This is a genomic window from Vibrio sp. 10N.261.54.E10 (assembly GCF_002877735.2).
Lineage (GTDB): Bacteria > Pseudomonadota > Gammaproteobacteria > Enterobacterales > Vibrionaceae > Vibrio > Vibrio crassostreae_C.
This window is the reverse complement of the sequence record NZ_MCXE02000002.1, coordinates 186,046-199,579: the sequence shown is the minus strand read 5'-3', so window position 1 is coordinate 199,579 and position 13,534 is coordinate 186,046. Positions and strand designations below refer to the sequence as shown.

Sequence of the window (13,534 nt, the reverse complement as noted above, 5' to 3'; positions counted from 1 at the left end):
ACCTAGTTAACGGGTTCAGTTTATTGAATTTATTTAGCTTCGTTCGTTTTGATAACAAGCTTACCGAAGTTCTGACCTTCCAATAGGCCCATGAATGCTTGTGGCGCATTTTCTAGACCTTCAACCAGGTGCTCACGATAGTGCATCTTGCCTTGAGACAACCATTCTGTCATTTGAACAGCAAATTCGTTGTAACGGTGTGCGTAGTCATCAAAGATGATGAAACCTTGCATCTTAATTCTTTTAACAAGCAGCATACCCATCAGGCTAGACATACGATCTGGTCCTTCAGGCAGTGAAGTCGCATTGTATTGAGAGATAAGGCCACACACAGGAATACGAGCACCTGTGTTAAGCAGAGGCATTACTGCATCGAATACCTTGCCGCCAACGTTTTCAAAGTAAACGTCGATGCCGTTGTCACACGCTTTAGCCAATTGCTCCGCGAAGTCGTCAGCTTTGTGGTCGATGCATTCATCAAAGCCAAGAATCTCTTTCGCGTACTGACACTTCTCTTGACCGCCTGCAACGCCGATAACACGACAGCCTTTTAGTTTGCCGATTTGTCCAACGGTTGCGCCTACAGCACCTGTTGCTGCTGCAACGACTAGCGTGTCGCCTTCTTTAGGTTGGCCGATATCAAGCAAGCCCATGTAAGCAGTAAAACCAGGCATACCCATGATGCCAAGCGCGTAAGAAGGGTGCGTTGGTTCTTTACCTAGTTTGATAAGGCCTTCACCGTTAGACACACCAAGATCTTGCCAACCTGTGTAAGCCAGTACCCACTCGCCAATTTCGTAATCAGCGTGGTTTGATTCTTCAACCTGACATACGGTTGCGCCTACCATCACTTCATCAATCGCAACGGGATCTGCGTAAGATTTAGCATCGCTCATACGACCACGCATGTATGGGTCTAGAGAAAGGTAAACTGAGCGAAGTAACATCTCGCCGTCTTTGATGCTTGGCGCAGCTACTGTCTCTAAACGGAAGTTGTCTTGAGTCGGTGCGCCAACTGGGCGAGAAGCCAATACGATTCGGCGATTGTCTTGTTGAGTCATTGGATGTCCTTAATTGTGTATTTTATACATTTAGAATTAGACCAGTCGTCTAGTCTTGTTGTCTAAAAATCCCGCCGTCATCAAATTGATAAGAGGGCGGGTGATTTTTTTAAGTTAAAGCCAATAAAGCGCGCTGCGCGTTATTAGCTTTCACCTTTTAAAATTCGTTCGGTAAGGCTCAAAGCTGACTGTAAGCTATGTGAGCTTTGGCTCAGCTTGCTCAATAAGCTGGCGCCTAACCACATTGAGTATAGGTTCTGAGCTGCTTCTTGGCTCTCTTCAACCTTTATGGAGCCATCTTCAATACCGCCGACAATGCACTGTTCGATGGTATTCGTCACTTTTTCTGCACCCTTTAATAGCGCTTGGCGCATAGGATCAGAAAGATCAGAAACTTCCGCGCTGAGTTTAACGACCAAGCATTTATGAGCATTGCAGGTGCCGTTTTCAATCTGTGACCATCGAGTGAAATAACTGACAATTCTCTGGTAATGGTTGCCTTCACCATGAACCAAAATAGTTTCAACTCTGCTGATGTAGGTCTCAAAATAGTGCTGGATCAGAGCCTCGCCAAATTGCTCTTTCGATTTAAAGTAGTGGTAAAACGACCCTTTCGGCACGTCCGCTTCTTTAAGCAATTGCGATAAGCCAACGCCGTTAAAGCCGTTGTTCACTATTAATTGGTAGCCAACATCTAAAACATGCAGGCGTGTGTCATTCGTTTTTTCGTTCATGGGCGGTACTATAAGTTAAATTAGACCAGTCGTCTAGTGGTCGGTTTTCGAGGGTATATTTGGTCGTTGTTACAGTAGCTAAATATCTAAAGAGGCTTCAAATGTTCAGATATAAAAAAGCCCCGACATAGCGCGTATGTTGGGGCTTAAATCAGTAACTTCGATTATTTGATAGAGATGAGTTCTACATCAAAAATCAGAGTCGATGATGGTGGGATAGGGCCTGAACCGCCTTTACCGTAAGCTAGAGTGCTTGGAATAAATAGACGAACTTTTTGGCCTTCAACCATGTAAGTCAAACCTTCTTGCCAGCCTTTAATTACTTGCTTAAGAGCAAATGAGATTGGCTCGCCGCGCTCAACAGAGCTGTCGAAAACAGTGCCGTCGATTAGCGTACCGTGGTAGTGAACCGTTACTTTGCTGTTCTTAGTTGGGTGCTCTGTGCCTGTACCTTCTTCAAGAACAAGGTATTGAAGACCGCTTTCAGTCGTAATCACGCCTTCTTTAGTGCCGTTTTCAATTAGAAATTGTTGGCCTTGTTCGAAGTTTTCTCCGCCAGACTTATGATTCGTCCAAGTACGGTAAATCATGAAACCCGCCAAAAGAAAGACAATGACCGGGATGACAAATTTAGACATAGTAAAACCTATTTATATTGAGTGCTGAATTTCGTAGTTAATACAAAATGTGTTAATCAGTTGACTAAAGCCGTGATTATGGTTGAGTCAAAAGGTAGTTGATCGTTTTTGCAATGCCAGCAACGTCTTGGTGACCTGCTGTTAGTACTTGGTATTTACCGTTGATGATAAAGGTTGGTACTGAGTTGATCTGACCTTTTACTGAGATCTCTTCTGCTTGCTTAACGTAGTCGAAAAGAGCGACTTGCTGTTCTTTATTCAGCTGGTATGGGCTAACCAAACCACGAGAAGTAAACGCTGTCTCTAGTGCTTGTTGACGCTGCTCAGGTGTTGCATCTGCACCCATTTGAACGGCACCAAATAGGTCGTCCATGAATGCGTGGTCAGGCGTCGCATCAAGCTGCATCACTGCTGTGTAGTAGATCATTGCGCTGATTTGAGCGCTTTCGTTGAACGTCACGTGCATCTTGCCAATAGTTTGGTCTGTTAGAGATTCAATCTCTGGAATGGCACTTTCCATTTGACGGCAGTGACCACAGTTAAGAGAGAAGATTTCAGTGATCGGAGACAAGTTAAATTCTGTTAGAGCAGTAGGAAGCGCTTCGTATTGAACGCCTTTTTGTGGCTCGTCTGTTTCACTACAACCCGCGATAATGAGTACGGCAGCGAGTGCTGTGATGAATTTAGTAAATGGTTTAAACATAATGTTTGCTCTAGCGTTGAGAAGTCGTGAGATTCTAACTATTTAGTACGAATTGGAAAACAATTATAAGGTAAATAAATGCAAACAGTTCGAACTAGCGGCTGAAGACAAGCTAGTAGACGGTTAACTGTGATCAACAGCACTTTTTGGGGTTCTGCTTTCTTTTCGTCTAAAGTTTTTCCCTCGGTGCCGATATAGACATTAGTGAATGGTTTATCTGCATGAGTGGTTGGTGAAGTAATGAGATATTTAGCGATAATGTTAAGCATAGCTTTGGCTGGGTGTGAAGCCACGTCACCAACTGACTTACTTGGCGGTGACATGCTAGAGACTGCACCACAAACCGATTACGACTTGATGCATCCTGAATGGGGTGTGGTTCAAACGACTCATGTAGCAAGCAATCGTGGGTACTCTATCCAGAGTAGCACTCATCAACACAGAACCATCACGACCAACTACGGACGTGGCGTTTCGACTAACGACCCACTGGAAGTCTTTTTAAGACAAAACCGCATCGATTTTGAAGTGTTGCCGGGTAACCATGTGATGGTAAAGCTTGAGCAGCACGTGAACTTTAAAACAGGTTCAGCATTCCCTGAGCCAGCGTATAATCAATGGCTAGATACGCTAGGCAGCTACCTTGCTCAACGCCAAGATATTGATGTGGTGATTGAAGGGCACACCGATAACACGGGCACAGATCGAATCAATGATCCGCTTTCAGAGCAGCGAGCAAAAGAAGTGAAGGCTCGATTAGAGAGTAACTACGTATCAAGTCGTTCCATCTATACTCGTGGCTTCGGTGAGTATGTTCCAGCTTGCACCAACGCTTCTGCGCAAGGCAAGGCGTGTAACCGCCGTGTTGAATTGATGCTGATTGTCACGAAGTAGTCGTTTGAACTTTCGCGCCCAATTTGAAGCGATTAACGCCAAATAACAGACATAAAAAATCCCTCACATTCGAGGGATTTTTTGTATCTGACTTTTGTTGCTTTATTGCTTATGCAAACTGCTTTTCTAAGTAAGTCACGATATCTGAAGATTCGTACATCCACTCAGTTTTACCGTCTTTTTCGATACGTAGACAAGGCACTTTCACACGACCGCCGCCAGCTTCAAGCTCAGCACGGTGTTGCTCGTTGTTTTTTGCATCACGAAGTTCAAATTGAACCGACTGACGTTTCATCGCGCGGCGCACTTTCACACAAAATGGGCACGCTTCGAATTGGTATAACGTGTGCGTTTTTGCTTGCTCATTTACTTTGCTTTGTTCTTCTTGAGAACGCTTCACACCACGTGGGCTGAAAACAAAATTCAATAACAAGATGACACGACCTAAGAACCAACGGATAAACTTCATAACTCTCTCTACATATTTAAAATTAGCGTTACAATTTGCAGCATTATATACACAAGTTTTGTCAGATGCTCGCAACAAACCGCTAATATCTATTTTGTCCGTTCGATCGTATGAGACTTAGCCACATTTAGCCCTAAACGCTTAGACAGTCGAGTCAGATTTGCTCGGTCTGTTTTCAGAACTCGCCCTGCTTGTGCCCAGTTAAAGTTGGCATCTTCCAACACCTCAGTAATGATACTGCGTTGAAAATCGTCCGTTGCACCACGTAGCCCTGCAGAAAGGTCGATCGTTGGTGTCGATAATGGTGTGTTTTTCACCTGAGTCGTCGCAATTGGCTGATCTTGGTCTAGAGGACCACAATCTTCCTTGGTGATTGTCACCAGGTTTTTATTGGTGCTGCGCGCTAACGCTTTCAATGCGGAACGACTGATCACATGCTCAAGTTCACGCACGTTACCCGGCCAACCATAACGGTTTAGGAAAGAAAGAACGTCGGAGCGGAACTTAACTTGGTTGATACCAAGCTTACGACGAGCTTGTTCTAAGAAGAAACCCGCTAATAGGCTGATGTCGTCACCACGATCTTTCAGTGCTGGCACCGCGATAGGATACACACTCAATCGGTGGTACAAATCGGCTCTGAATCGACCGTCTTCAACTTCTTGTTTTAGATCTCGGTTTGTCGCTGCCAATACTCGCACATCAATGGTTTGAATGTTGTCTTGGCCAACCGGTTGGATTTCGTTGTTTTGCAGCGCACGTAGGAGCTTACTTTGAGCGGCCAAAGGCAATTCACCAATCTCATCAAGGAACAGTGTGCCACCATCGGCTAAAGCAAATTTACCTAAGCGGTTTTTGTCTGCGCCAGTGAACGCGCCACGAACGTGACCAAACAGTTCACTCTCTACTAAGTTTTCAGAAATTGCAGCACAGTTTACGTAGACGAGTGGGTTACGTTTACGTTGAGATTGGTGGTGCAGGGTGCGAGCCACAAGCTCTTTACCAACCCCGGTGTCACCATGAATCAAGATATTAAACTCAGATGGAGCTACAACAGCGATGTCGTTCTTAAGCGCGACCATGGTGTCACTGTTACCAATCAACTCACCGCCGTCACGTTCCCACGCTTCTACGTTCAATTCTTCGAGTAATTGCTTTGACTGTTTTGCTTGATGCTCAAGTTGCGAGAAGGTCAGTGCCATCTGCATGGTTGAGGCTGCAATAGCTGCCAGTACTTCAAGGTTACGCGCCGGAATATTCGCGAAGACATCAGGTTTCAAGCTGTCTAGAGTCAGAATACCTAAGAGCTTATCGCCAAATAGCAAAGGCAAGCCCATACAAGCATGCATTGGTAAATCGCCATCATGGTCAATAAGCAAACCATCGAAAGGATCGGGTAAGGAGCTGTCAGCATCGAAACGAACAGGAGAGCGAGACGCGCAGATCTCTTCAAACCGTGGGTGTTCTGAAATGATAAAGCGACGACCGAACGTATCTCGGCTGAGCCCTTGCATTGCGATAGGTACTAGCGTGTCGCCTTGAAGGCTTAAAAGCGCGACACAATCACACGTTATGGTTTTGCGAATGGCATCGATCAGGCGATTGAAACGATCTTGATCGTTGACACCACTTGCGAGGCCAATGGTCATTTCCATGAGGGTAGATGCGGAGATATCTTGCATAAAAAACTCTAACCGTGTGTGTTTATCTACATAATAGAGTCTTATTGACTTAAAAAAAAGGTCTTTTTGACATTTTTATAAGATGAGTTTTGAGAAGAAAACCAGTAATGACGGGGATTGATAAAGTTGGCACTGATTGTGCAGAAGATACAGAGAAGCCCAATTATAGCGCTGATTAAACAGACTATTCTTGATCTCAATCAATCAGGTTGCATTAATCAGGTTTCGCGATTTTTTGAAATGAAAACGAGTCAAAATAACTCAGTTTCTAAAAATAACTAAGGTTTCAGAAAATCGATAAGTCATTCTTAATTTTTAGTAGTCAAAATGACATATAGGTCATAAGGCTCAGTGTTCGGAGTAAATTCATGCTTAACAATGCACATATCGAAATCATCAAATCTACTATTCCTCTACTTGAGAGCGCAGGCCCAGCTTTAACTCAGCATTTTTATCAACGTATGTTCACGCATAACCCTGAGTTGAAAGATATCTTCAATATGACTCACCAAAGAACAGGTCGCCAAGGCGTAGCACTGTTTGAAGCTATCGCGGCATATGCAAAGAACATTGAAAATCTAGCAGCGTTAACAACTGCCGTTGAACGTATTGCTCAGAAACACACAAGCTTTAACATTCAACCAGAGCACTACCAAATTGTTGGTTTGCACCTGATTGAGACATTACGTGAACTAGCTGCTGACGCCTTTACTCCAGAAGTGGAAGAAGCATGGACAGCCGCTTACCTATTCTTGGCGCAAGTATTCATCGATCGTGAAGCTGAACTTTACCTACAGCGTAAGCAAGCTGTTGGTGGTTGGGAAGCAGCGCGTGCGTTTGTGATTGCAGACAAAATCGAAGAGTCAGCGCTAGTAACAAGTTTTATCCTTCAGCCAAAAGACGGCGGTGAAGTTCTGGATTACACACCAGGTCAATACATCGGTATCGAAGTGAAACCAGAAGGCTCTCAATACAGCGAGATTCGTCAATACTCACTGTCTGATAAGCCAAACGGCAAGCAATACCGTATTTCTGTTAAACGTGAAGGACAAGGCCAAGAGACACAAGGCGTTGTATCTAACCACCTACACGATAAGGTTGCTGTTGGTGATGAGGTTAGCCTATACGCACCAGCGGGTGACTTCATGTATCAAGAGCGCAGCAAGCCAGTAACACTTATCTCTGCAGGTGTTGGTGTAACGCCAATGCAGTCTATGCTTGAGTTCCTAAACACGGAAGATAAAAACGAGCCAGTACTTTACCTTCACGCTTGTGAGAACGTAGGCCAACACTCTTTCACGACTCGTGTTAAAGATATTGTTGCCGACAAAGGTTGGGAAGCGAAAACGTGGTACATGAACAAAGATGAATCTGCATGTGAAAACACGCATCAAGGTCAAATGGATCTAGCGTCTATCTCTGATACTAAAGGCTTTGAAGAGAGCGATTTCTACATCTGTGGTCCTGTTGGTTTCATGAAGAACATCGTAGAGCAGCTAGATGCAATGAAAGTTGACCGTTCACGCGTTCACTACGAAGTATTCGGCCCTCACGCTAACTTCTAATAGGTCTCGGCATTTCTAGTAACACTCGCCTGAACTATTAATACCTTGCCTATTCAAAGGCCTCACAGTGTGAGGCCTTTTTGGGTTTGGTTGGTTTTGTCTGACATCATCGACTACTGCAGAACACGATGGTTCAGCTAAGATCTTTTCGCTTCTATCTAAGAACGTTTCATCTTCTTGGACATGTAGTCGGAATCGAAAAACTCAGGCCAGTACATTTTTACGTAACCACCGGCAACCCAAATCACTAGAATGGTGGCGATGGTTAGCTCAAAGAAACCAAACTTGTGTAGCCAATACCATTGTGGGTATTCCGCGCCGAAAAATGTAGTTAGACGATGCATGGCAATAGCGCTGATCACAGATGGGAAGGTGACGGCAGCAATCGAAGGTTGGAACTTCAAACGCATCAGGCGGATGTAACACAAGTAAATCAACAAAGTCATGGTGATGGCAATGCCCGCCAATGCACCTGTTAGAATCGGGTCTGGGTTGTCGAAGTTAACCAAGTAAGCGGCTAAAGATAAGTTAACCGGAGCTGCCATGATAGCGAGTGTTGGTCTTGCTCGGCGAGGAAGATTGCCTTCGAACACCAAGCGGTACAACACCACTGGCAACATAAGGAAATAGATACCAATACAAGTGACCGCAAGTGTTTCTGAAAATACGGTGTGCCCGAACTGTGTGCCAGCTAAGGAACTGCTGATCAAACCGACCGGATACAGAAACCAACTCGGTACAATGTTCGACATTTTGAAGTTGATGATCTGAAAACTGAAGAACAACACCATCATGGTAAAGTGCAGCAATAGCGCGCAGAACCAAACTGGGTAGGCGATAGCTGGCGATATCTCGGCTAAATAGTCGCACAGAATCAGTAAAGCCATGCTCATTGGTGCCATCAAGCTTCCGCTTAACGGGTGGCGAATATCATTAAGGAAGGTATTAAAGCTCGTTAAATAGCGCAGTAAAACAGGCAGCAATAATAGCGCGCCGAATGCAGCGAGGTAGGGACGAATTATCTCACCAATGCCCGGGATATATAACGCCCAAGCTTGTCCTAACCCAATAACGCCAAGTGCTAAAGACGCCTGAGATGGCGGCACATTTTTTACTTGGGTTAATCTTCTCCAGTTCAACGACTTGCTCCGACTTAGTTAATTACAGAATATTGGACTATTTGCCTTAGTTAGAGTGTGTAGGTCTTCCATCAATAGATTTTGAGGGCACTCAACTAATTTTGAGTGGATGATACCAAGTTTAACGTTTGCTTTTTTGATTTTGATACGGAATCGGGAGATTAAGCACGTTGAATGTGTGCTTTTGTTTCATGAGTCATTTGTAATTAACGTACTTCCTCTTGTTGAGGGAGATCTTGTTGTCTTAGTTTTTCGTTTTTCAGCGTACGGTTAAGCAGTTGACTGTAAATTGGCTGCCCACCTAACATTTGAGCAATGATTACCGCACCTAAGCAGGTGATGATCAACGGCAGGATCAGGTAGTAGTTATTGGTCATTTCGATAACCAACAGTATGCCAGTGATAGGCGCTCGCACGGTGGCGGCAAATAATGCTCCCATGCCAGCAATTGCAAACATACCCGGTTCAATATTCAGTTCGGGAAAGAATGCCGCTGCGATAAGCCCGAACGCATAACCAAAGAGTGTTCCTAGCGCAAGCATTGGTGCAAAGATACCGCCTGGCGCACCAGAGCCGAAACAAAGCAGGGTAGTGAGGACTCGGCCTAAGAAAATCAACAACAACACATTGGCGCTGTAGCTGCCATTCGTGATGTTCGGGATGATACCAATACCACCACCAGTTAATTCAGGTATATAAAGGAGCAACAAGCCAAAGCAACCGCCAAGTAGGGTGCCTGTCATCAAGTAGCGTTTACGGTCATTCTTGTGGATCGCCACAAACAGGTCTTGGGAAAGCGTAATCAGTTTATTGAAAATCACACCAAACAGGCCGAACAACACACCTAATAATAAGAATAACCAAAGTGCGTCGAGTTCAGGCGGCTGGTACTGAGGCATTGTGATAACGGCAGATTGGCCATTGATAGAACGAAATACAATGTTGGCTGAAACTGCTGAGATGATGACGGCTTTGATTGATATGAGTGAGTAGCGAAACTGCGGTCTCATCTCCTCGACTACAAACATGATGCCTGCCAGTGGTGCGTTGAATGCGGCGGCTAAGCCACCAGCGGCACCTGAAGCCAACAGTGAGTGGCGAGTGTCATCATCTTTGACTCGAAAGATATCGGTGACCATGCGACCAATACTGCCGCCCATTTGAACGGTTGGCCCTTCGCGGCCTAAAACCATACCAGAGCCTAACGCGCCCATGCCGCCAAAGAATTTTACGGGTAATACTCTCCACCATCGAACAGGACGCATGCCGTCCATTGCACCTTCGATTTCAGGGATACCTGAGCCAGCAGCTTCTGGAGCAAATCGGTGAACGAGGAAATAGCCAATAAAGGCAAATGCCGCACTAATAAGGAAAGCAGCAAGCCACAATGGTAAATGGCTACCGATTTCATCTTTCAGCCAATCGGTACGAGTTTCTGTGATGAAATGAACCGCAACTTCGAAATAAGTACCCACAACGCCCGCAAGTACACCCACAATACAAGAAAGAAAGAGAACGGAGGCTGGGGTCTTATCTCTTGAGAGAAATTGATTGATAGCATCCCTTGGCATTTTGGCTAATAAGGACTGCTTAATTTTCTCTCTTCTGGTCATAGAAATAAGTTTCCTGAATGAGTTAAGGCGGGGTTGCATTAAATTATACGCTTCCTCTGCATATCCTATAGCAACAAAGATGAAAAGTTGAATTTCATTTATGGAATGTGCGTGTTACATAAATGGAATCTATGGTCAATAGTGGAATCACCGTCACAGTTTTGATCGATTCTCTGGCGGCGGCTTGAATATCCCCAAAAATGAACCATAGTTAAATCGTAAAGCAACATAACGAACCGCAAGGAGAAGTGAGGTTTTACACACAATTTGGATGGATTCAGAAACAAAGTTTTAGTTCCTCGTTAAATGTTCAGGTCGATATTTAAGGCTTCCTGATTCGCGAACTCACGATTGAGTAACGAGGGTGAGGCGTACTGAGTAAGTACGCCTTTAGTTCGTCTGGAGCATCCCATTTCCTCATCCCGCTTCTACTGCTTTATCTCTTCTGATTATTTTCGCGCCAACCTCTATTAACGAATCTCAGTGTAAACAATCGATTGGGGTCAACTTTTTGGTGATTGAGTATATACTCCCTTAAAAAGGAGAACTGATATGACTAAAAAAGTTCCTACAAACATCATTACGGGTTTCTTGGGTGTTGGTAAAACGACAGCCATCTTGAACCTGCTAAAAAATAAACCTGAGAATGAAAACTGGGCTGTTCTGGTTAATGAATTCGGGGAAATCGGCATTGACGGTGCATTGATGACAGATCAAGGCGCTTTGATTAAAGAAGTGCCGGGTGGATGCATGTGCTGTACTGCGGGCGTGCCTATGTCAGTGGGTATTAATGCCTTACTTCGCCAAAAGCCAGACCGTTTATTGATTGAGCCGACAGGGCTTGGTCACCCTAAACAGGTTATAGCGACACTGACTTCCGATCAGTACACACCATATGTCGATTTAAAAGCGACGCTTGGTTTGGTTGACCCACGAAATCTGTCTAATGAAAAGTACACCTCGAATCAGAGTTTTAATGATCAACTAAATAGTGCAGATGTGATTCTTGGTACTAAGGTTGACCTTGTTCATTCTGAAGACATCGATGTGTTCAATGATTGGGTGACGGATCAAACGCCAGCAAAAGTCTTCCATAAGCTAATTCACGATGGTGAAGTGCCATTGGAAGTGTTAGACATTGAAAGAGTATACGGCAGTGCTTCCTCTCATATTGAAGCGCATCATCACGATCACGCTGAACAAGAGCCTCAATTCCAACTTCCTCCTGGTGAAGCTTTCATCCGTAAAGAGAATAAAGGACAGGGCTATTTCAGTTGTGGTTGGTTGTTTGGCGCAGAGCATAAGTTCGACTTCGATGCGCTATTCTCTATGTTGTCAGATCTAACGGCCGAGCGTGTAAAAGCTGTCGTGAACACCGACCAAGGTTGCTACGCATTCAATGTGGCGAATCAAGTCGTGTCTGTGAACGAAATTACGCTTGATGGCTTTGAATCTCGACTGGAAGTGATCGACTCGCAGCTCATGCCATGGGGCGATCTCGAGCAGATTCTACTCAAGCTGTGTGGCATCAAATAGCCCTGTTTTTGCTGTTTGAACCAAGGATCTTGGTGTTTACCTCGTTGAAGGCGGGATAAACACCAGATTAAATGAGAAAGTTTGCGTTATATCACGATAAATGTGAGATAAATCACTCTAATTACTTTATAGTGCTCGGCTGAAATAAGAATGTAGGCTGTCTGCTTAAGGAACCCGTAACAATGTCATTTTCCTCTCAAGGTTTTGCTCCTGAATTAGTCAAAGCGTTGACTGAGTGTGGTTATGAAAAACTCACTCCAATTCAACAAAAAGCGATTCCAATGGCTCGTAAAGGCCATGATATTTTTGCTACTGCTCAAACCGGTACGGGTAAAACAGCGGCATTTTCATTGCCTGTTATCCAACACCTTTTGAACAGCGGTAAAAAGGCGTCTAGAGGAACGGCTCGCGGCCTTATTCTTGCTCCAACTCGTGAGCTTGCTGCGCAGATCGCTCAAAACATTAAAGACTACGTTAAATACACAGATCTAAGTGTTTCTGCGGTTTACGGTGGTAACAAGATGTCTTCACAAGTTCGTCAACTAGAACTGGGTGTGGATATTTTGGTTGCAACACCTGGCCGTTTAGAAGAGCACTTAGAAGCGGGTAACGTGTCTATTGCTAACCTAGAATTTCTAGTATTTGATGAAGCTGACCGTATCCTTGATATGGGCTTTATCAATGCCGTTCGTAAGATCATGTTGGATGTAGAAACATCACCGCAAATCATGATGTTCTCTGCAACGACTTCTACTCAGTTAAACCAACTGTCTGTTGATATTCTGCGTAAACCAAAACGTATTAGTGTTGAGCGCGAAAACTCAACGGCTGCTACTGTCGGCCACGTGGTTTACCCAGTGGATCAAGAGCGTAAAACAGAACTGCTTTCTGAGCTGATTGGTCGTAAAAACTGGCGCCAAGTGCTTGTTTTTGTTAACTACAAAGAAACAGCGAACGATGTAGTTAAAGAGCTTAAGCTAGACGGCATTAAAGCAGTACTGTGTCACGGTGATAAAGCGCAAAGTGCTCGTCGTCGTGCTCTAGACGATTTTAAAGAAGGTAAAGCGCGTGTAATGGTAGCAACCGACGTTGCGGCTCGTGGTCTTGATATCGAAGACTTACCACACGTAATTAACTACGACATGCCTTTCCTAGCAGAAGACTATGTTCACCGTATTGGCCGTACAGGTCGTGCAGGTAAGCAAGGTCACGCTGTCTCTTTCGTTAACCGCGAAGAAGAGCTGACTGTCGTTCAAGTTGAAAAACTGATTCAACAGCGCATTCGTCGTGTTGAACAACCGGGTTATGAACCGAAGAAACGTGATGCTTACATCGAGAAGCTGAACACTAAATCGGCTTACAAAAACCGTCAGGGTCGTAAGAACAACGCGAACGAAGAGCCACAAGATCAAGCAAGCGCTGAACGTCGTTTGACTATGATGAAGCGAATTAAAAACCGTCGTAAGTAATTACGGTTGGTGATTGAAAAGAGCCACTGTT

At 44.6% G+C, this 13,534-nt stretch carries 12 protein-coding genes; 4 read left to right on the top strand and 8 right to left on the bottom strand.

From position 1 onward, the window contains the following. Window positions 1-29: 29 nt before the first annotated feature. From BCU07_RS12180 to BCU07_RS12165, 4 genes are all read right to left on the bottom strand, one after another. On the bottom strand, window positions 30-1,061 hold the full coding sequence (locus BCU07_RS12180; RefSeq protein ID WP_102428560.1) for an NADP-dependent oxidoreductase: 1,032 nt from the start codon (window positions 1,059-1,061) through the stop codon (window positions 30-32). 143 nt (window positions 1,062-1,204) lie between these two features. Continuing rightward, window positions 1,205-1,795, bottom strand: a complete 591-nt coding sequence (locus BCU07_RS12175) for a TetR/AcrR family transcriptional regulator (protein ID WP_017062643.1) — start codon at window positions 1,793-1,795, stop codon at window positions 1,205-1,207. Between the two features lie 164 nt (window positions 1,796-1,959). Then, the gene (locus BCU07_RS12170; RefSeq protein WP_017062642.1) at window positions 1,960-2,433 is read right to left on the bottom strand and encodes an FKBP-type peptidyl-prolyl cis-trans isomerase; all 474 of its coding nucleotides are present in this window, start codon (window positions 2,431-2,433) and stop codon (window positions 1,960-1,962) included. 76 nt (window positions 2,434-2,509) lie between these two features. Continuing rightward, entirely contained in the window at window positions 2,510-3,136 is a 627-nt protein-coding gene (locus tag BCU07_RS12165; protein ID WP_017062641.1) for a thioredoxin domain-containing protein, read from the bottom strand. 258 nt (window positions 3,137-3,394) lie between these two features. Here BCU07_RS12165 and BCU07_RS12160 point away from each other — a divergent pair, with 258 nt between their 5' ends. After that, window positions 3,395-4,030 carry an OmpA family protein gene (locus BCU07_RS12160; protein WP_029235219.1) on the top strand — a complete coding sequence of 212 codons (636 nt, stop codon included), beginning with the start codon at window positions 3,395-3,397 and terminating at the stop codon, window positions 4,028-4,030. Between the two features lie 109 nt (window positions 4,031-4,139). Here the strand turns inward: BCU07_RS12160 and BCU07_RS12155 are convergent, their stop codons facing one another. Together BCU07_RS12155 and norR are read right to left on the bottom strand one after the other, a co-directional pair. Next, window positions 4,140-4,499, bottom strand: a complete 360-nt coding sequence (locus tag BCU07_RS12155) for a glutaredoxin family protein (RefSeq protein ID WP_017062638.1) — start codon at window positions 4,497-4,499, stop codon at window positions 4,140-4,142. Window positions 4,500-4,588: 89 nt separating this feature from the next. After that, entirely contained in the window at window positions 4,589-6,181 is a 1,593-nt protein-coding gene (gene norR / locus BCU07_RS12150; RefSeq protein ID WP_017062637.1) for a nitric oxide reductase transcriptional regulator NorR, read from the bottom strand. Between the two features lie 368 nt (window positions 6,182-6,549). Here norR and hmpA point away from each other — a divergent pair, with 368 nt between their 5' ends. Further along, complete coding sequence (gene hmpA, locus BCU07_RS12145; RefSeq protein ID WP_065583915.1) at window positions 6,550-7,746, top strand: NO-inducible flavohemoprotein; 1,197 nt, start codon at window positions 6,550-6,552, stop codon at window positions 7,744-7,746. Between the two features lie 158 nt (window positions 7,747-7,904). Here hmpA and BCU07_RS12140 read toward each other — a convergent pair whose 3' ends face one another. Both BCU07_RS12140 and clcA read right to left on the bottom strand, forming a co-directional pair. Then, complete coding sequence (locus BCU07_RS12140; protein WP_104216296.1) at window positions 7,905-8,885, bottom strand: TDT family transporter; 981 nt, start codon at window positions 8,883-8,885, stop codon at window positions 7,905-7,907. 206 nt (window positions 8,886-9,091) lie between these two features. After that, a complete protein-coding gene (gene clcA, locus BCU07_RS12135; protein ID WP_017064484.1) occupies window positions 9,092-10,498 on the bottom strand; it encodes a H(+)/Cl(-) exchange transporter ClcA in 1,407 nt (468 codons plus the stop codon). A gap of 552 nt (window positions 10,499-11,050) precedes the next feature. Here clcA and BCU07_RS12130 point away from each other — a divergent pair. Then, complete coding sequence (locus tag BCU07_RS12130; protein WP_102333495.1) at window positions 11,051-12,034, top strand: CobW family GTP-binding protein; 984 nt, start codon at window positions 11,051-11,053, stop codon at window positions 12,032-12,034. Between the two features lie 182 nt (window positions 12,035-12,216). Beyond that, on the top strand, window positions 12,217-13,503 hold the full coding sequence (locus tag BCU07_RS12125) for a DEAD/DEAH box helicase (protein WP_017062632.1): 1,287 nt from the start codon (window positions 12,217-12,219) through the stop codon (window positions 13,501-13,503). The last annotated feature ends 31 nt before the right edge of the window (window positions 13,504-13,534 follow it).